The organism is Kitasatospora sp. NPDC002040 (assembly GCF_040296785.1).
Classification (GTDB): Bacteria; Actinomycetota; Actinomycetes; order Streptomycetales; family Streptomycetaceae; genus Kitasatospora.
On sequence record NZ_JBEOXV010000003.1, the window covers coordinates 79,565 to 97,433 of the forward strand.

19 protein-coding genes are annotated in these 17,869 nt (G+C 64.9%); all 19 read left to right on the forward strand.

From position 1 onward, the window contains the following. Positions 1-220 precede the first annotated feature (220 nt). The gene (locus ABT118_RS10625) at positions 221-2,581 is read left to right on the forward strand and encodes a phage tail tape measure protein (protein ID WP_350657679.1); all 2,361 of its coding nucleotides are present in this window, start codon (positions 221-223) and stop codon (positions 2,579-2,581) included. Next, complete coding sequence (locus ABT118_RS10630) at positions 2,582-3,439, forward strand: phage distal tail protein (RefSeq protein ID WP_350657680.1); 858 nt, start codon at positions 2,582-2,584, stop codon at positions 3,437-3,439. An 11-nt stretch (positions 3,440-3,450) separates the two neighbouring features. Continuing rightward, positions 3,451-4,563 (forward strand): hypothetical protein, encoded by a 1,113-nt coding sequence (locus ABT118_RS10635; protein ID WP_350657681.1) that lies wholly within the window; start codon positions 3,451-3,453, stop codon positions 4,561-4,563. 9 nt (positions 4,564-4,572) lie between these two features. Continuing rightward, positions 4,573-5,664, forward strand: a complete 1,092-nt coding sequence (locus ABT118_RS10640) for a hypothetical protein (protein WP_350657682.1) — start codon at positions 4,573-4,575, stop codon at positions 5,662-5,664. An 88-nt stretch (positions 5,665-5,752) separates the two neighbouring features. Beyond that, positions 5,753-6,166, forward strand: coding sequence for a hypothetical protein (locus tag ABT118_RS10645; protein WP_350657683.1), 414 nt, complete (start codon positions 5,753-5,755; stop codon positions 6,164-6,166). 251 nt (positions 6,167-6,417) lie between these two features. Next, positions 6,418-6,687, forward strand: coding sequence for a hypothetical protein (locus tag ABT118_RS10650; RefSeq protein ID WP_350657684.1), 270 nt, complete (start codon positions 6,418-6,420; stop codon positions 6,685-6,687). Between the two features lie 85 nt (positions 6,688-6,772). Further along, positions 6,773-7,510 (forward strand): peptidoglycan recognition protein family protein, encoded by a 738-nt coding sequence (locus ABT118_RS10655; protein WP_350657685.1) that lies wholly within the window; start codon positions 6,773-6,775, stop codon positions 7,508-7,510. Between the two features lie 60 nt (positions 7,511-7,570). Then, on the forward strand, positions 7,571-7,819 hold the full coding sequence (locus tag ABT118_RS10660) for a hypothetical protein (protein WP_350657686.1): 249 nt from the start codon (positions 7,571-7,573) through the stop codon (positions 7,817-7,819). After that, positions 7,816-8,400, forward strand: coding sequence for a deoxynucleotide monophosphate kinase family protein (locus ABT118_RS10665; RefSeq protein ID WP_350657687.1), 585 nt, complete (start codon positions 7,816-7,818; stop codon positions 8,398-8,400). Before ABT118_RS10660 ends, ABT118_RS10665 begins: the two co-directional genes overlap by 4 nt. A 129-nt stretch (positions 8,401-8,529) precedes the next feature. Then, on the forward strand, positions 8,530-9,369 hold the full coding sequence (locus tag ABT118_RS10670) for a hypothetical protein (RefSeq protein ID WP_350657688.1): 840 nt from the start codon (positions 8,530-8,532) through the stop codon (positions 9,367-9,369). 88 nt (positions 9,370-9,457) lie between these two features. Further along, positions 9,458-10,147 (forward strand): recombination directionality factor, encoded by a 690-nt coding sequence (locus ABT118_RS10675; RefSeq protein WP_350657689.1) that lies wholly within the window; start codon positions 9,458-9,460, stop codon positions 10,145-10,147. Between the two features lie 75 nt (positions 10,148-10,222). Next, positions 10,223-10,729, forward strand: a complete 507-nt coding sequence (locus tag ABT118_RS10680) for a DNA cytosine methyltransferase (RefSeq protein WP_350657690.1) — start codon at positions 10,223-10,225, stop codon at positions 10,727-10,729. Between the two features lie 40 nt (positions 10,730-10,769). Beyond that, entirely contained in the window at positions 10,770-11,267 is a 498-nt protein-coding gene (locus tag ABT118_RS10685; protein ID WP_350657691.1) for a DNA (cytosine-5-)-methyltransferase, read from the forward strand. Further along, positions 11,260-11,559 carry a hypothetical protein gene (locus tag ABT118_RS10690; protein WP_350657692.1) on the forward strand — a complete coding sequence of 100 codons (300 nt, stop codon included), beginning with the start codon at positions 11,260-11,262 and terminating at the stop codon, positions 11,557-11,559. Before ABT118_RS10685 ends, ABT118_RS10690 begins: the two co-directional genes overlap by 8 nt. A gap of 65 nt (positions 11,560-11,624) precedes the next feature. Further along, on the forward strand, positions 11,625-11,747 hold the full coding sequence (locus tag ABT118_RS10695; RefSeq protein ID WP_350657693.1) for a hypothetical protein: 123 nt from the start codon (positions 11,625-11,627) through the stop codon (positions 11,745-11,747). Beyond that, complete coding sequence (locus ABT118_RS10700) at positions 11,740-12,255, forward strand: hypothetical protein (protein ID WP_350657694.1); 516 nt, start codon at positions 11,740-11,742, stop codon at positions 12,253-12,255. Before ABT118_RS10695 ends, ABT118_RS10700 begins: the two co-directional genes overlap by 8 nt. Then, positions 12,245-14,674 carry a phage/plasmid primase, P4 family gene (locus tag ABT118_RS10705; RefSeq protein ID WP_350657695.1) on the forward strand — a complete coding sequence of 810 codons (2,430 nt, stop codon included), beginning with the start codon at positions 12,245-12,247 and terminating at the stop codon, positions 14,672-14,674. Before ABT118_RS10700 ends, ABT118_RS10705 begins: the two co-directional genes overlap by 11 nt. A gap of 45 nt (positions 14,675-14,719) precedes the next feature. Beyond that, positions 14,720-16,567: a DNA polymerase gene (locus ABT118_RS10710; protein WP_350657696.1), complete on the forward strand. Its 1,848-nt coding sequence runs from the start codon at positions 14,720-14,722 to the stop codon at positions 16,565-16,567. Positions 16,568-17,044: 477 nt separating this feature from the next. After that, the gene (locus ABT118_RS10715) at positions 17,045-17,860 is read left to right on the forward strand and encodes a sigma-70 family RNA polymerase sigma factor (RefSeq protein ID WP_350657697.1); all 816 of its coding nucleotides are present in this window, start codon (positions 17,045-17,047) and stop codon (positions 17,858-17,860) included. The last annotated feature ends 9 nt before the right edge of the window (positions 17,861-17,869 follow it).

Genomic DNA, 17,869 nt, shown 5'->3' on the forward strand with positions numbered 1-17,869 from the left:
CCGCGTGGACGCTTGAGACACAGCTACTCGCGGCCGTTCACGACCGCCTGTCCGAGGCAAATTGGCAGCGAGGGAATGCCGGGGCTAAGTCCCCGAGTAGGCGGCCGGAGCCTATTCCGCGGCCGGGTGTCAAGGCCGGACGGATCGGCTCGACCAGCCGGAGCCCGCAGGAAGTCGGGGCGTATCTGGCGCGATTCCAACCGACGGGCGGGGGTGAGTAATGGCCGTCGAAGTCGGAATGGGCTATCTGTCCATCGTGCCCGAGGTCGAGGGCTTTGCCCGAGAGCTAGAGCAGCAGGTTACAGGCCCCACGGAGCAAGCCGGCGAGGCAGCCGGACAGCAGGGCGGGCAGGCAGCCGGCGAGGGATTCACTGGCAAAATGGGCGGATTCCTTAAGGGCTCGCTACTGGCGGTCGGGCTCGCCGCTGCTGCCGTTCTCGTAAAGGGATTCAGCGACGCTCTCGACCAGGGCGCCATTAACGGCAAGATTCAGGCGAGCCTAGGCAGTACGCCCGAGGAAGCAGCTCGGTACGGAAAAGCCGCGGGGCAACTCTACGCCCACGGGGTAACCGAGAACGTAGAGGAAGCCGCACAGGCAATATCCGGCGTGATGCGATCCGGCATCCTTCCGCCGGACGCAACCAACGCGCAGATTGAATCCATTACCGGGAAGGTAACGGATCTAAGCAACACGTTCGAACTCGATTTGGGCCAGACCAGTAACGCGGTCGGACAGATGCTCAAAAACGGGTTGGCTAAAGACGGCACCGAAGCCCTAGACATTCTCACCAGGGGAATGCAACAGATGGGCCCGCGTGCCGACGACATGGCCGACACCATGAACGAGTATTCCACGAAGTTCCGTGACTTGGGATTGTCGGCCGCAGACGCCATGGGACTTATGTCTCAGGGTATGGCGGCGGGTGCGCGTGACACGGACGTTGTCGCCGACGCCCTGAAGGAATTTCAAATCAGGGCCACGGACGGATCTAAGGCCAGCACCGAGGCGTACGAGGCTATCGGCCTTAACGCCGAAGCGATGACAAAGAAAATCGCTGCGGGCGGACCGGGGGCGCGCGAGGGCCTTCAACAGGTACTCGACGCACTCAAGGGGATAAAGGACCCGGCGGAGCGTTCCGCGGCTGCTGTCGGCCTTTTTGGAACTAAAGCCGAGGACATGGGACAGGCCCTTTGGGCGCTCGATCCCAGCACCGCCGTAAAGGCGCTCGGGGATACCGCCGGAGCTGCCGAGAAAATGGGCGACGCGCTGCACAACAACGCTAAGTCCAGAATCGAGGGGTTCAAGCGGAGCCTTGAAGTCGGGGTGTCGAACTTCATTGGCGACAACGTGATTCCCGTGCTGGAGCGAGGCGGGGCCGTAGTGGCTTCTGTCTTCGGTCCGGCACTGGATTATGGGCGCAAGCTGGTCGCCGGCTTCTTCGATACGTTCTCGGGCCCTGGTCCCTCGGCGGTCGGCTCTTTCGGGCAAACGCTGGTCGGCCTCGGCGGCGACCTGCGAGACGACCTGATGCCTGGTCTGGAACGGCTGGTGTCGCTCGCGCAGACGTCGCTACTTCCTGCCTTGCGCGGCCTCGGGGAAATCATTGCGAACGGCCTTATCCCCGCCATGATGACCATGTATTCGGCGGTTGCCTCGGCAGTCGTCCCGATCCTGTCGTCTATCGGCCGCATCCTGGTTGAGACCGTTTGGCCCGCTGCAATGCGGGTTTACACCGCGATAGCCGAGAACCTGCAACCGATTTTCGCGGCACTGTCCGATTTCATCCGGGACCGGGTGGCGCCGGCTGCCGAGCTGATCGGCGGAAAACTGCGCGAACTGGTCGACAAGGCACAGCCCGTCATCTCGGTAGTCACGTCTATTCTGTCGTGGCTGGGACGGCTCGCGGCCGACATTATCGGCACCGTTGTCCCGGTGATTATCAAGCTGGCCGGGCCAATTTTCTCCGGCCTGGTCGACGCGATTGGGCTAGTGATTGACGGGGTCGGCGCATCGGTCGCGTTTATGGGCAAGCTCGCTACTGCATTCCGCGATGCTGCCCGCCCGGTAGCCGAGTTCGTGGAAAAGGCAATAGCGAAATTCGACGAATTCGTCACCTGGGTTGGTGGCCTGGCCGTCAAGGTCATGGAGTCAGTAGGCGACTTCCGGAGCCTGCTGGTCGACAAGGGGAAGGACTTGGCGCGCGGAATCTGGGAGGGCATTCAGGGCATGGGCGGTTGGCTGAAAGACAAACTGATCGGATGGGCTAAGGACGCAATTCCGGGGCCTATCGCCGACGCGCTCGGAATCAAATCGCCCTCGCGGGTCATGGCGGCCCGAGTGGGCCGGTGGATTCCCGCCGGAATTGGCGAGGGCGTTGACCAGGCCGAGCCCGCTCTAACGGCGAAGCTCCGCGCCCTGGTCACCGTGCCGCGCGTTCGGGTGCCCGCTCCGGTGCTGGCCCCGGTCGGCTCTGAGGCGACCAGTTCGGCGCCGTCCATCACGGTGCACGCCCGGACCGGGGCGAGCCCGTACGAGATCGCCCGCGATATCGCGTGGCAACTACGAACGGGGGTGGCCTAGTTGGCTGTCTTTACTGGGCAGCCGTTCACGATGGAGTACGGGGGGCTGCTGCTGGGCGGCCCCGGCCCGATCGTGCTGGACGAACCCTCGGGGCTGCTGGACAGTCCCGAGATCCGTACGGCGGACCGGAACCTTTTGCAGCGGCACGGGTCGAGCGCCGGAACCGACTACCTCGGCGCCCGAATCATCCAACTCGGGTTCACCGTGCTGGACGACCCGGGCGCCCTCGCGGACGTGCTTCGGGCGTTCCAACCCGGCGGCGGCGATCAGGTGTTGCGGTTCGCCGTCCCCGGGATCGCGGGGAACCTCGGCCGGCTCACGGCGCGGGTGCGCAAGCGGTCGGCGCCGGTCGGTGCTGTCTTCGCTGCCGGAGCCGCGCGGTTCGACGTGGAGCTGTACGCCGCTGACCCGGTGCTCTACGCGGACCAGCAGTCGGCCGCCCGGGTCCTGCCGCTGGCCCCTCGGGGCTCGGTGAAGGCATTCCCGTTCCGGTTTCCATGGGGCGTGATGAAAGCCGGTGCGGTATACATCTCGCCGCCGGTGGATCTCACGGTGGACGGCAACACCCCGACCTGGCCAACGTTCACCGTTACGGGCCCGGTCGTGAACCCGACGATTATCAACCGGGCGACCGGCGAGCGGATCACCGTGCAGATATCCGTACCGACCAGTGAGGTACTGACAATCCACACCCGGACTCGGGCTGTGCTTCTCAACGGAGCCTCGCGCTACGGGGCGTTGACCGCCGATTCCGTGTGGTTCCCGCTTCGGCCCGGAGTGGTTCGGCTCGAATTTGATGACCTACTCGGCGACAAGAACAGGGGTGCTGACATACGTTGGCGCTCCGCATGGATATAAGGGGGTAAGGCATGGCAGGAGGTATCCGCGCACCGATCTACCTGCACAAGGGCGAATACGACTCGAACGACTTCCGCGCGCTCCTGGCGGATATCCGAGGACTGAATATCGGGGTGATCCCCGGTTTCGCAAGCGACGGACTCAAGGTTACGCCCGTGGTTGGCAGCTCCGCCCGTGTGGCGGTAGCCGGCGGACGCGCATGGGTGCCACTGACGAAATCGGGAGTCCGCGACCTGCGGCAGGCGTATTACGTCGACCTACCCGCGCCCGGCGTCCAATTCAATTTGGCGACCGCCTCGGCGACCGCTGATCGCTATGACGTGATCGTGGCCCGAGTGTCCGACGATAACGACGTTTCGACGTACGCCGAGGTGGCCCTAGCGAACTACGCTCCGGGTAATCTCGCCCCGGGCTGGTGCATTGACGTAGTGCGCGGGGTCGACGGCGCCGCGGCCCCCTCGGTCCCGTACGAGAGTTACGTGACCCTGGCCAAGGTGCGCGTTAAAAAGGGCGCCACCAGCCTTACGGCGGCCGATATCGAGGATATGCGGTACTCGACCACGGGGCAGGGTGATCCGACCCCGCTAACGCCCCTGCGAACGGCCTCGGGGCAGAGCGTCGCAGCACTCGCCAGCTCTCAGTACAAGGGCGGACTCATCTACTCCGCCGACGAAGACCGTATGTACGTGAAGGGCCAAACCGACGCAAAACCCCTGGTCAACCGCGCTTTTATGACCGGGCAGACGGCGCGCGGTAACTCCGGCTGGTGGGGCGTGAACGACCCGGACGCCAACGGCTCTGGCCTGGTCCTGCGGTACGACGGCCCGGCGACCACGTATGACCGCGTAGGGATTCTGAGCTATCAGGTTCGCGTTACCGGCCCCGCTGACCGCGAGGGCTGGCATTCCATCTGGACGTGGTCCGACACGGCCGTCTACTGGGAATCTCTGCGGAAGTACGAGAAAACAAATCTCGGCCTCACCCCGCATTGGGGCGCCTGTCAGGTTCTCATTCCGAAAAACAAGCCGCTCAAGGTGTGGCACGCGCTGTATGCACAGGGCGGGTTCTGCTACTTCGATGAGTGGCAGTCGTATTCACAGATGACCGTGATTCCACTGGAGTAAGGGGCGAGGATGACCGCTGACTATCGGGTGATCTTCGCCGAGTTCCTGACCGGTAGCATTTGGGGCGAGCTACCGGTGTCGGATCTGAGTTACTCACTGGTGGCGAACGGATCGGGGCCCGCCTCGGTCAAGGTCCCGCTATGGGCTTTCGACTGGTCCGCCCTGGCGCCCTGGCGTGTGCTGGTCTATATCCAGCGCGGGGAACAAATCCTCTGGGGTGGCCCGCTGGTGGCCTACAGTGTCGACCTTGAGAACGAGGAAGCCACGCTGAATTGCCTCGGGCTCTGGGCCTACTACCGGCGCCGGCTGATCACCTATGACGCGGTGTTCGCACAGCGCGACCAAGGTGCCATCGTGAAAAGCCTGGTGCAGGATTTCGGGGACGGCACCGGGCAGTATCCATGGAACACGGGCCCGCGGGCGCTCCAGTGGGACGGCTCGGCGGTAACCGGGGTCCTGCGGGACCGGGCGTACCGCCGGTACGAGCGGAAAGCCCTCGGACAGGCTGTCGAGGATCTTGCCGGAGTACAGGGCGGATTTGATTTCGGAATCACCTTTGGGTGGTCCGGAAGCCGCGTAATGAATGTGTTCCGCTTCGGCCCTGCCGCGGGTGTCCCTACCGATCTCGCCCTAGAGCACGGGGCGAACTGCGACATTCCGAATTACTCGGTCGACGGTACGAACATGGTCACCGAGGCAGTGACCACGGGCGGGGGCGAGGCTGACGACCAGCTCGCCGCCTGGTGGTACAACCTGCCCGCCGAGCTTCGGGCGCCCCGGCTGTCTGCGGTGCAGTCCCGGCAGGACGTGACCACGGTCGACGTGCTCACCGGGTACTCGCAACAGATGATCTCCGAGGGATCAACTCCCGTCACAATCCCGGGAGTTCGGCTGTACCCGGACGCATACCCGGGGCCCGGTGATCTCGCCGTGGGGCAGCTGGTCCGAGTCCGTGCCCGCTTCGGGGGGCGCCTGGTGCTGGACGGCGCGTACAAGATCACTGAGATTGCCGTCAAGCTCACCGACGCCGGAGAAGAGTGCACGTTGAGCCTGGTCCCCGGGGAGGTGTTCGCCAGTGTCGGGAGCGCTGCAAGTCCCTAGTCTGGCAGCCGAGTTCGCAGACCTTCGAAGGCGCCTTGACGCGCTGGAGAGAAACCCGGCGAAGGGTGCCCGGGACGAACCCCTCACCATGGCCCCGTACGAGGGGTGGCCCGGAGGAACGACGTTCCGGGCAGTTGCTCAGCTCGGCACCGGGAACTTGAATCGCGCGGTCGTCCGGCTCGACTTCCGGGCCACGGTCAGCGGCTCCGGATTCGTGGAGTTCCGCCTGTTCGACGTGGACTCGGGCCGCGCGACTTCGGCCGTGACCGCCCTCGGCGCCGGGGCGAACCAGTGGATTCGCTGCGAGTGGCTGCACACGCTCGACCCGCCGCACACCAGGGCGGGCACGTGGCGCCGTCTGCTGCTGCAAGCGCGGCAGTCCGTCGGCACACCCTCGCTTTCCGTCGGGCTCGGCCTCGCCTCGGGCGTGTCCACCAGCACCGCACCAGCAGCAACCACCGCCGGGGCCTGGTCGTCCGTGACCGCCCCGGCCGGCTACTGAAAGGAGAGAGACCGTGGCAGACGCACAGGCTTACACCCTGTCCATCGTGCTGCCCGCCGAGGACGTACGGGCCATCGTGGCGTACGCGACCGGGCAGGACCCGGGACCACCGACACCAGAGACCTACCGCAGGGCGGGCGAGGAGGTGTCAGCGGTTGCCGAGGGGGCCGTAACTGCCTTACTGCGACGGACCGTTGATTACCGTCCGCTCTCCGCTGCGGTCACCATCCGCACAGAGGAGACAGACCCGAATGCCCCAATCAGGTTCGACGGGCCCGCCGATCCCGCCTGATCAGCTCGGCGTGGTCAGCATCGGCGCGAGGGAAATCTACGACCAGGTAATTGGGCTCCGCTCCGAGGTCCGGTCCATCGGTCAGCAGGCCGAGGGCGTGCGCGCCGAACTGGACGACCACGAAGACCGAATCCGGGCCCTTGAGCGGTGGCGTTATGCCCTGCCCGTCGCCGCGCTGACCGGCGTAGGCGGCGCCCTGGTGGCCATCGTGCAGGCAGTCGCCAAGTAGGCCACCGCACAACCGAATTCACTCATCACCGAGCCCCGTCCGGGCCTACTCCGGGCGGGGTTCTCGCATGTCAGGAGACAGCACCTTGTCCGTCAACATCATCTCCCGCTCGGCGTGGGGCGCCCGCCCGTGGACCGGCGACGTAGCGACCGTGCCACTGTCCGAGCGGACCGAGTTTTTCATTCACTACGACGGCGCAACCCCAATCACCCGTACGGGAGTTGCCATCCCGCAGGCCATCGAGCGCGAGCACCTGAACAACTCCTGGTCCGGCATCGGCTACCACTTCGTGGTCTCGCAGGCCGGCGAGGTCTACGAGGGTCGCGGATGGGCCCTACAGGGTGCGCACTGTCCCGATCACAACAGGTCGGGGATCGGGGTTCAGATCGCCGTCGGTGGCGACCAGGCCCCCACAGATGCGGCCCTGCGAGCTGCCCGCGAGCTGTACGACCTGGCGTGCGCGAAGACCGGCCGAACCCTGGCCAAGCGAGGGCACCGGGACGGCTTCGCTACCAACTGCCCGGGTGGGCGCCTGTACGCATGGGTTCAGGCCGGAATGCCTGCCCCGGGTGGCGGCGGCGGTGGTTCGACCAGCACGCCGTACCCGGGATACATGACCGCCCGAGGGGCGAAGGGCAGCACCACCCGCGCGATTCAGTCCGCCCTGATCCGGCGCGGGTACGGCTCGCTGCTGGCCCCGTACGGCGCCGACGGTGATTTCGGCTCGGCCACCGATCGGGCTGTCCGTCGGTTCCAGTCGGACCAGGGGATCAGTTCTGACGGCGTTGTGGGCCCCACCACGTGGGCCCGCCTGTTCGCCTGATTCACCAGTTCGCCGCCGGGCTCACGGCGGCACCAACACACCCAACTCGGAGGAACCACAGTGAAGTTCATTTACGCCCACCCGGCCCGCGTGTACGCCGTCCTGGTCGCCGCGCTGGCCCTGGTCGCGCACTATGTGCCGTCCCTTCCGTCCGCCCTGGTGCTCGCCCTGGCGGCGGCGGTTCTCGGTACTGGTGAGGCGGTGCAGCGTTGGGAGGATGCCAAGACGACCGCCGCGGGCATCGTGGCCACCCGTGACCCGGAGCACGTCGACCAGCTCGCGTTTCCGTTTGAGGTCGACGGCGAGTGACCTACCGCCATGTAGCGCTGATCGGTAAGGCGCAGAGCGGTAAGGACAGCATCGGGGCGAGGCTCGGTCGCCAATTCGCTTTCGTGCGAGTCGCGTTCGCCGACCCCCTGCGAGCTGCCGCGCTCGACCTTGACCCGATCGTAGGGGCCGAGTCCACGTCGTACGGTCACCTGCCGATCCGCCTGTCTGATCTGGTCGGCCGGTACGGGTGGGAAACGGCGAAGACGAAGTTCCCCGAAGTGCGCCGCACCCTGCAACGGCTCGGCGAGGCAGTGCGCGAACACGATCCGGACTACTGGGTACGGCTCGCCCTCGGTCGGCTGGACGTGGCCGAGCGGTGGAACCTGCCCGTGGTCATTGCCGACGTGCGCCACGTCAACGAACTCGAAACCCTGCGAGCCCGCGGCGCCCTGGTGGTTCGGGTCGTCCGCCCCGAGGCCGGCGAGCTGGGCGGCGCCGAGGGACAGCACGTCACCGAGACCGCCCTAGACCAGGCCGAGGCAGACGTGACCGTGACCAACTCCGGCAGCCTCGCCGATCTCCACCGGCTTGCCGACTCTCTCGCCGTCCGGCGGGACTGACCAGCGGTGGTGACGGGTGACGTTGGAGACGCAAAATCTGGTTTCTTCTATACACACGGGTGTCTAGATAAAACAGAAAACACCCTCTTGAACGTCACCCGTCACCACCCCCAACCCCGAGGGGGAACCATGGCCGGACGAATCCGGACCATCCAGCGCGGCGGGTCACGGTGGTACGTCGACCCTGACACCGCCGTCAAGTACCCGGGGGTCACGTCGATAATCTCGATGCTCCCGAAGCCTTTTCTTACTCACTGGGCGGCCCGCATGGCTGCCGAGACGGCCGTCAACAGCCTTTCCGCTGTCGCCACCATCGCGGAGCGCGACCCCGAGGGCGCAATCGACTATGTGCGCAACGCGCATATTCGGTACACCAAGATTCGGGCGAAGGTCGGTAGCGATGCGCACGACATGTTCGAGCGAATGTTGCGACTGGAGGAAATCGGCCGAGTTCACCCGGATCTAGAGCCCTACCGGCTGGGATTCGCCGACTTCCTTACGGCCGTTCGCCCCGAGATGGTGCGTGCCGAGGATATCGCGTGGAGCGATACGCACGAGTACGCCGGGAGTTTCGACGCGCTCATTCGGGTGTGGCTCGGCGAGGACGGAAAGCCGACCCCGGACCGGTCCGGAACCCCGCATCTGCTGATGGTCGACTGGAAGACCAGCAAGAGCACATATCCGGACGTGGCGTTGCAGCTCGCCGCTTACGCGAACGCTGACCGGATCATTTCCCCGGACGGCACGAGCGAGCCCATGCCGGAAATTGACGGTGCGGCTGTTCTCCACATCACCGGGCAGGACTGGAGTTTTAAGCCGGTTCGCATTGACGAAGAGGTTTTCGGCGTGTTCCTCACGCTGCGGCGCGTCTTCGAGTGGGACCGCACAATTTCCAAGACTGTCATCGGCCGCGCTATCGCTAAGTCGGTTCGCCGGCTGGTTACCGGTACGGAGCGACGCGCAGGCTAGACCGTTCTGCAGGACGCAATTTCAGGGGCAGGCCATTCGGGCCGCGCCCCTTTTTTCTTGCCCAAAATCAGGGGGATTCAGTATGGCCATGCGCATTTTCGAGACGGACCCCGCGGCGAAGCCGAAGGCAACTTTCAGTGACGACACCGTGGGTCGGTTCCATTCCGGCAAGCAGGTGGACAATCTGCCCGTTGCGCTTTCCGAGTGGCGGGCGTCCACCGGTGACCCCGAGGTGGCTGCCGCAATCGCTCAGCTTCTCGGCGGAACCCCGGTCGAGACCGACACCGACAAGGAAAACTTTATCGTCGTTGACACCGCGACCAACAAGGTCAAGGTAATCATCGACGGCGCCTCGGCGATTTCCTCGGATCTCAAGCTGTGGAACGGCTCGGCCCTTATCCACCACTGCGACGGAATCGAGTTCCTGAGCCCCGAGGAGGACAAGGGTAAGCCTTGCCGTTGCCCGGAGCTAATGGAGGACCGTAAGGCGGCGCACAAGGCTAAGCGCGGTCCCGGCCCGTCCATTTCCGTGCTGTTCCGTCTGGCGGATGACCCGGATCTCGGCCTTTTCCGGTTCCAGACCGGTTCGTGGACTCTGGCGCAGGTTCTGCACGAGGTGGAAAACGCTCTGGACAAGATCGGCGGCGAGGCTCTGTGCTCGCTCGAAATCGAGCTGGTCGAGTACACCACCAAGCGGGGCAAGGACGTTTCGTACGTCAAGCCCGTAATCCGGGTTCTCAAGTCCTGGAACGACGCCGTGGCAGAGCCGAAGTTCTAGCCGGCCGGGGCCTCGGGGTTATTCCTCGGGGCCCCTTGCCATGTCTCAAGGGGGAGAGACATTCCAATTCTGGAGTTGTGCGCCGGGTATGGCGGGATCGGTAGGGCGGTGGAGTCGCTGACTGGCGAGCGTGTGCGCTACGTCGCCGAGATCGACCCTTACGCCTCGCTGATTCTCGCCACCCGATATCCGCACGCCCCGAACATCGGGGATATCACGCAATACGACTGGCGCAAGCTACAGGGCCGAGTCGACATCATCACGGCGGGCTTTCCCTGCCAAGACATTAGCAACGCTGGAAAGCGGGTGGGGATTCGTGGTGCGCGCTCGGGCATCTGGGAAAACGTCGCGGAGTCCATTCGCGTTCTACGACCACGGCTCGCATTCCTGGAGAACGTATCCGCCATCCGAGGCCGGGGCCTCTCGGTCGTTCTCGGGGACTTGGCCGCGCTCGGGTATGACGCGAAATGGTGTTGCTTCCGGGCGTCCGGAACTGGAGCCGCCCACAGTAGAGATAGGTGGTTCTGCATCGCCACCCTTGCTACCGACTCCAACAGCGTCGGACGCATCACGGGGGCCTGATTTCGCAAAGGCTGACCGCGAGGGCGCCGGGGGCGACGATTTGGTTACCGCCGTAGCCCGCCTATTCGACCGGGAACGGGCGCACAAGCTGTTCAAAACGCCTACGGCAAACCTCGGATCGAACGGTGCCCCGCAGCATCCGGATAAGCGGAAGGCGGGCGGGCACGGGCCGAATCTTGACGACGAAGTCTCTTTCCTGCTGCCCGTCGACCCGGACACCGCCGAGGAAACTCCGGGAGCATTTCACAGCCCGCGCGAATGGTGGCAGGACTACGGCCCTGCGGTTCACCGGTGGGAAACCATCACTGGCCGTCCGGCCCCTGTTCCGGTCGAGTTCGGGCCCCGAGGCGGTAAGCGACTCGCGGCCGTCTTTGCGGAATGGCTCATGGGCCTTCCTCGCGGCTGGATTACCCATATCCCGGGACTCAATAGGGCTCGACAGCTCAAGGCAGCCGGAAACGGCGTGGTCTCCCAACAGGCTTTCACGGCGTATCTGCATCTCATGAACCACAACGAGGGGGAATCCAACGATGGGTAAGCGCGGAATTATTGTCGACTACGCCGGCGAGGAACTGCACCGCGGCGACCTGGTGGTGTACGGCGCCCGCCAGGGCAACCGCGTACGGCTCGCTGACGCCGTGGTGGAAAAGGTCACCACAAAGCTAGTCGATGGCAGGTTGCGCCCCATGCTGCTGGTCAAGCCGACCGGCACCGAGAGCGGTTTTACCCGCCGCAAGTCGCTTCGCCGTGAGTGGATTTCCAGCGAGCACGTGCGCTTGGTCCTGCCGGACGTTGCAGACCTGTACGCGGACGACGAAGACGACGACTGACAACACACAGAAGGGGTCGGGGGCAACACGCCCTCGGCCCCTTTCTGCATTTTCTAGGGGGAACCATGATCGTGGTCACAAGCGAGCCGTTCGGCTTCTTTCTGGTCGCCGCCCTGGCCGGAGTTATTTTCTGTGCCCTGGCGCTGGCCGTAATTGTCATCTGGGGAACCGGTGGCGACGATGAGTAATCCCAACAAGGACAAGGGCACCGCATGGGAGAGCACCGTTCGGGATTTCCTTAACCGCTCCCTCGGCCTGGTCGACCCGACGGGTAGGTTTCTCAACCCGGCGAGTGCCGACAACGTCCGCCGAGCTGCACAGGAAGGGGCCCGGGACGTTGGCGATATCCATTGCTATCCGTTCATTCTGGAGTGCAAGGATGTGAAGTCGCCCGCCGTTCCGACGTGGATTCGTCAGGGGCTCGCCGAGGCGGACCACGCCGGATTCCCTCTCTCCGCGGTGGTGCACAAGCGTCGGAACCACGGTGCGGGAACAGGGCGCGTTCATTTCTCCGTGAGCACGTGGACAGCTATTCGGAACTCCCTCGGGATGCCCGTAGACGATGCCGTGTGCCTTTACGGCGCCGACTACACCGCCCGCGGGACCGACACCAGCCGCTGGTACGTGACTATCAGCCTCGCGGATTTCGCCGATCTGCTGAGCGACATTCGGGGGGCACAGCGTGTTGTTCGCTGATCTGCTCGGCCGGTTCGCCGAGGTCTCAGAGCACCAGGACGGCGGATACACCGCTGTGTGTCCCGCGCACTCCGACTCACGGCCGAGTCTGCGAATCTGGCGAGGCGACAACAGCAAGATCCGCATCACGTGCCGAGCCGGCTGCGACACCGAAGACGTGATCCGCTCCGTTCGCCTCTCCTGGTCCGACCTGTTCGACTCCACCGGCCCCGGCGCCGTGGTCAGCAGCGCGCGCCCCGAGCTGGTCACCGTGGGGCACACGGCCGCCCTCGCCGCGTACGTCGACCGAGCCTCGGCCGCCCTGGTCGACCAGGCCGACGACAACCACACGGGCCGGGTCGCCCGGGGCTACCTTCGGGCCCGCTTCGGTATCGACCCGGAGACGGCCGCGGATCTCCAACTCGGCGCCGACGACGGCCGCCAGGGCAACGCCTTCCCCTACCTCTCCCGCGGGTACCGGGCGTACCCCCGGCTGGTCGTCCCCCTGCTCGATTGGGACGGCACACCCCGAGGACTACAGGGCCGGGACCTGTCCGGCGATTGCCCCTCTCGGTGGGTGTCGCTGGCCAACCCGAAGGGCCACCGCTGGACCCCGTACGGCGTGATGCGCGGGCAGGGCGGTTACGGAACGTGGCTGCTGTGCGAGGGCCCAAGCGACGCCCTGACGGCGTGTGCGGTCGGGTACGACTCGGTGGCGATCCGGGGCGCCTCACTGTCCCACTCGGCCGAGCTGGTCGCCGAGCTGGCCGAGGGACTGCGCGGTTCGCTGGTCATCCTCTGCGGCGACCAGGACACGGCCGGCGAGGGGAACACTCGGCGACTTGCCGACGGTCTCGCCTCGCACGGTGTCACGGTGCTGGTGCTGCAACTCCCTTCCGAGCACGGCGACTTGACCGAGTGGCGCGAGAGCGATCCGCACGGGTTCGCCGCCGAGCTTCACCGTGCGGTCGCCACCGCTCGGGCACTGCCCCGGGTCGAGCCCATCGAACTCCGCTCCGCAGTAGCCGAGTTGGCTCCGGCCGGTGGCCTGACCGAGGGGGACGAAGCAAGCGCGGTCGGCATCCTCGCCGAGCTGATCGCCGAGTACGGCGAGAGCGACGCCATGAACGCCGCGGCCCTTGCCAAATGGGCGGCTGGTCGCATTCGGTACGCGCCGGGCATTGGGTTCCTTACGTGGGACGGCCGGGTTTGGCTCCGCAGTGACGTGCGGGTCCGTCAGGAAATCCACCGCATGGGCGCTGCTCTGGTCCTCGCCAATGACCAGAAGTCGGCGAAGGGCTTCACCATGACTTCCCGAATCGACAACCTGATGACCGAGCTAAAGTCGATCGACGGCATATACGCGAGCGCCGATGAATTCGACTCGCGCCCCGATCTGCTGTCCTTCCGAAACGGCGTGGTAGAGCTTCGGTCCGGCACGCTCCGTCCGCACGACCAGGCCGACCTACTGACCTACTGCCTGGATCTCGACTACCGCCCGGATGCCGAGTGCCCGCGCTGGGAGCGGTTCCTTACCGAGGTTTTTCCGGACTCGCCCGACATGCCTGCATACCTTCGCCGAGTGATTGGCTACGGGATCACCGGACACACCAGGGAACAAGTTTTCATGGTGCTGTGGGGCAAGGGGGCTAACGGGAAGTCCGTATTCCTTGACGGGCTGACCGAGGTATTCCGGGCCATCACGAAGACAACCGCTTTCAGCACGTTCGAGGAACGAAAGGGCGGTGGCATCCCAAATGACCTAGCAGCGCTTAGGGCGGCACGCCTTGTCATGGCATCCGAGGGTGAAGCGGGCAAGCCCATGAGCGAGGCGATTATCAAGCGCTCGACCGGTGGCGACCTGATACAGGCAAGGTTTTTGCACCGCGAGTTCTTCGAGTTCCGGCCTGCCTTCCTGTTGCTGCTGGCGACCAACCACAGGCCAAAATTCAAGTCGCAGGATGAGGGCCTTTGGCGGCGAGTCCGCATGGTGCCTTTCGTGAGGTACTTCGCCCCGGGCGAGCGGGATTACGAACTTCCCCGCAAGCTCGCCGCCGAGCGCGAGGGGATCGCAGCGTGGGCAGTCCGCGGAGCGCGCGAGTGGTACCGCGAGGGCCTGCAAGACCCGCAGGTCATCACGGGTGCAAGTCGTGAGTACCGCGAGACTTCCGACAGCCTCGCCGGCTTCCTTCCGGGCATCCTGGAGACGGCCGACGATTCCCACCAGGTCAACGGGTCCGAGGCTTTCACGACCTATCTCGAATGGTGCGAGGCCGAGAACCTGCCCGCTCGGGAGCGGTGGACCCGAAGGGCTTTCTACGACGCGCTAGAGGAACGTGGGGTGAGCCGAAAGAAGACCAAGCGCGGTATCTCCCTGGTCGGGCTCCGCCTCGCCGACCAGAGCCCCGACGCGAAGGGGCCGGGGATTTTCGCCGACTGAATCCGGGTCGTCCGCCTTCGGGTGGGCGGCCCGCTTTCGGCGGTTATGAAGATATTTCGGCATGAGGTAGCCGGCGAGCCGGTAACGGTCCGGGTGCCAGAGACGACAGACGATCTACGGGAGTTCTGGGAGTGGCTTTACCGGGTCCGGCACGCGGGCCCTATCGCGGTGGATACCGAGACGACCGGGCTCAACATCTTCTCGACCGGCTACCGGATCAGGACCGTGCAATTCGGCGACGCCCGCGAGGCATGGGTACTCCTGTGGGAGCGAGGCGGGTATTTCGAGTCCTACGCCCGGGATGCCCTTCGGCGAATCCCGGAGATGCTCATTCACAACGCCCCGTTTGACTGGTTGGTTTTGGATCGGCACGCGGGGGTTTCGCTCGAAGAACTCGCGCCGCACACCACGGACACCCGGCTACTTGCCAGCCTGATTGACCCGAGGCAGCCCCAAGAAATGGGCATCGGGACCGGTCTCAAGCCGCTTAGCGCGTATTGGGTCGACCCCTCGGCGCCGGACACTCAGGCAGGGCTCACGGCCGTATTCCGGTCGCACGGGTTGACCAAAGAGACCGGATGGGCCGGAATCCCGCTCGAAGATCCGACCTACCTCCTTTACGCCGGGCTCGACGTAATCCTGACGGCCCGGCTGGAGCCCGTCCTACGGCGCGAACTCGCACGGCTAGAGGTTCGGCCGGCTCTGATCCCGTACGAACACGAGATAGCCCGAATCTGCGCGCATATGCAGCGGACGGGCCTGGTGCTGGACACCGAGTACACCAGGGCGCTTGACACCCAACTCGGCGAGGACGCCCACCACTTCGCCGCGGCAGCTCGGCGGTACGGCGTCGACAATGTGAACTCGACCGCCCAACTGTCGGCCGCGCTGGTCGGTATGGGCGAAGTTCTCACCGAGACAACCGCGAGCGGCGCCCTGCGGGTCGACAAGAGCGTGTTGCACGCCCTCGCCGATCTCTCGTTGCAGGGTGAGCCGTTGGGCACCAGGACCCCGAACCCGCTCGCCGCCGCGGTGCTCAAGTCGAAGCGCGCGGGCAAGTGGCGCTCGGCGTATACGTCGACGTTCCTTGAGACCGTCGACCAGCTCGGGCGCGTCCATCCGTTCATTAACAGCCTGCAAGCCCGAACCGGCCGAATGAGTATCACTCGGCCCGCTCTCCAGACGCTCCCGAGTTCGGACCAGATGATCCGGCGCGCGCTGCTGGCGGACGAAGGGCACGTAGTCATCTCTTGCGATTTCAAGGCGGTCGAGCTTCGAGTTTTGGCAGCCTTGGCCGACGTTAAGGCCATGAAATCCGCAATCTCAGACGGGAGGGACCTGCACGATTACACCGCGAGCATTCTTTTTGGTGAGGGGTTCACTCCAAAGCAGCGCAAGCTAAGTAAGTCAACCGGTCTAGGAAAGGTTTATGGCGGTGGCGCGGCGACGATTTCACGTCAGTCCGGCGTGCCCGTTGAGGACGTACAGCGCGCTATCCGGGCGTATGACCGTCTGTACCCAGAGATTAAGCGCGCGGCCCGCAGGTGGCAGCGTGAGGCTTTCGAGACCGGAATGGTGTCCATCTCGGTCACGGGTCGCCGGCTGCCGCTCGACCGGGACCGTACGTACGCCGTGACGAACTACATGTGTCAGTCTGCGGCGCGCGATGTGCTCGGGCAGAGCCTAATCAATATCGAGGAAGCCGGACTGCTCGACATGTTGCGCTTGCCGATCCATGACGAATGCCTCTTGTCAGCTCCGAAGGGCGAGGCGGCCGACGTGGCGCGCGAGATCGAACGCTGCATGACGTGGCCCCTCTACGGCGTGCCGATTGAGGGCGAGGCAGAGATAGGCGGGCGGTCGTGGGGGTCGCTTTACGGGTCGGATTACTGATCTGTCAAGCGAATTCCATGCACACTCGCCGAGGCTCTGCAAGTCCCGATTAGACACACGAGAGCACCAAAGGTTGTGCCCTGTTTGATAACGGTCAGCTTACTTTGGCGGCCGGTTCGGGGCTCTGAGCCTCCTTGCCGTTACTAGACGTGACATGAGAGGTAACGAGTTGGCCGTGAGTGACGAAATATAACGCTCACAGTGACAGTCCCGAGGTTATGTCCCGCTATGTGAGTAGCTTGCCCCGTTTTAACCACATTGGCCGTGCGTAATTCGAAACCTAGATTCGAATGCAACGCAGCGATACGGCGAATGCATAAAGCCCCGTCCTGCTCACCCGGGACGGGGCTTTTTCATGCCCTTTTTCCAATCAAACGAAAGGCGCTCTAGGGAGAAGTCTGCCCTTTTCCGGCTCCGTTCCGGGTCATCCCTGGCCTCCCCCAAAGGCCAAAGACCCAACACGCGGAGTGGCCAACCATGCTCAACCTTACCGACGACCAGATTTCCGCTGCGAAGGCGAATGACCTTTCCGCTATCACGGCGATTATCCGTGAGACCGAGGGAATCGTTACCGAGGCCGCGCGGCGGCACTCGAAGTTCTCCGGCAGCGAAGACCAGGCCCGAGCCGAAGACCTTGCACAGGAAGGCAGGGTTGCCGTCTGGCGGGCAGTCGAGCGTTTCGAAGGGGAAACCGTCGCGCAGTTCGCCGCCTACATTCAGCGCACCATCGAAGGGGCGATAACCGACGCCCGCCGAGCCGACACGTGGTCCGGCGTGAGCCCTCGGGCGGCGAAGGACTTCGAACTTGCGATGCGTTTTGCGAGCGGCGATCCGTACGCCGCGGAAAAGCTCGCGGTACAGGCCGACCCGATGGGCGACCGGAAGATGAGCCCCGAGAATGCGAGGGCGTGCCGGCTGTCCTGGCAGGGAGTCGAATACCTTGACGCTCCGGCCGGGACCGAGGAAAGCGGCGAGGCGATCACGCTCGGGATGGTGCTCGCCGAAGAACTCGGGATGCCCGCCGAGCTGGTCGAGTCCTCGGACCGGTTGGCGTACCGCCGGAAGGTGGTCCGGACCCAGGTTCACCACGCCCTCGGGCTGCTGTCCGACCGGATGCGCCACGTACTCAAGGCGGACCACGGGATTTCCCCGGTCCCGCGGTACGGCACCGACGTGCCCGACAGCACGCTTGCCGAGGACATGGGCATCACGGCTGAACAGGTCCAGCGAGCCCGGTACCGCGGGCAGGAACGTTTCTCCGCGCTGTACCTCGCCGGAGCGAAGCAGTGGTGATCATCGGAA

What these genes read in the sequence shown, in the direction of transcription:
- ABT118_RS10670 (WP_350657688.1), top strand. Translation starts at nt 8,530, where the DNA reads ATGGCCGGACGAATCCGGACCATCCAGCGCGGCGGGTCACGGTGGTAC.
- ABT118_RS10635 (WP_350657681.1), top strand. Translation starts at nt 3,451, where the DNA reads ATGGCAGGAGGTATCCGCGCACCGATCTACCTGCACAAGGGCGAATAC.
- ABT118_RS10690 (WP_350657692.1), top strand. Translation starts at nt 11,260, where the DNA reads ATGGGTAAGCGCGGAATTATTGTCGACTACGCCGGCGAGGAACTGCAC.
- ABT118_RS10715 (WP_350657697.1), top strand. Translation starts at nt 17,045, where the DNA reads ATGCTCAACCTTACCGACGACCAGATTTCCGCTGCGAAGGCGAATGAC.
- ABT118_RS10695 (WP_350657693.1), top strand. Translation starts at nt 11,625, where the DNA reads ATGATCGTGGTCACAAGCGAGCCGTTCGGCTTCTTTCTGGTCGCCGCC.
- ABT118_RS10640 (WP_350657682.1), top strand. Translation starts at nt 4,573, where the DNA reads ATGACCGCTGACTATCGGGTGATCTTCGCCGAGTTCCTGACCGGTAGC.
- ABT118_RS10700 (WP_350657694.1), top strand. Translation starts at nt 11,740, where the DNA reads ATGAGTAATCCCAACAAGGACAAGGGCACCGCATGGGAGAGCACCGTT.
- ABT118_RS10710 (WP_350657696.1), top strand. Translation starts at nt 14,720, where the DNA reads ATGAAGATATTTCGGCATGAGGTAGCCGGCGAGCCGGTAACGGTCCGG.
- ABT118_RS10645 (WP_350657683.1), top strand. Translation starts at nt 5,753, where the DNA reads ATGGCCCCGTACGAGGGGTGGCCCGGAGGAACGACGTTCCGGGCAGTT.
- ABT118_RS10625 (WP_350657679.1), top strand. Translation starts at nt 221, where the DNA reads ATGGCCGTCGAAGTCGGAATGGGCTATCTGTCCATCGTGCCCGAGGTC.
- ABT118_RS10650 (WP_350657684.1), top strand. Translation starts at nt 6,418, where the DNA reads ATGCCCCAATCAGGTTCGACGGGCCCGCCGATCCCGCCTGATCAGCTC.
- ABT118_RS10675 (WP_350657689.1), top strand. Translation starts at nt 9,458, where the DNA reads ATGCGCATTTTCGAGACGGACCCCGCGGCGAAGCCGAAGGCAACTTTC.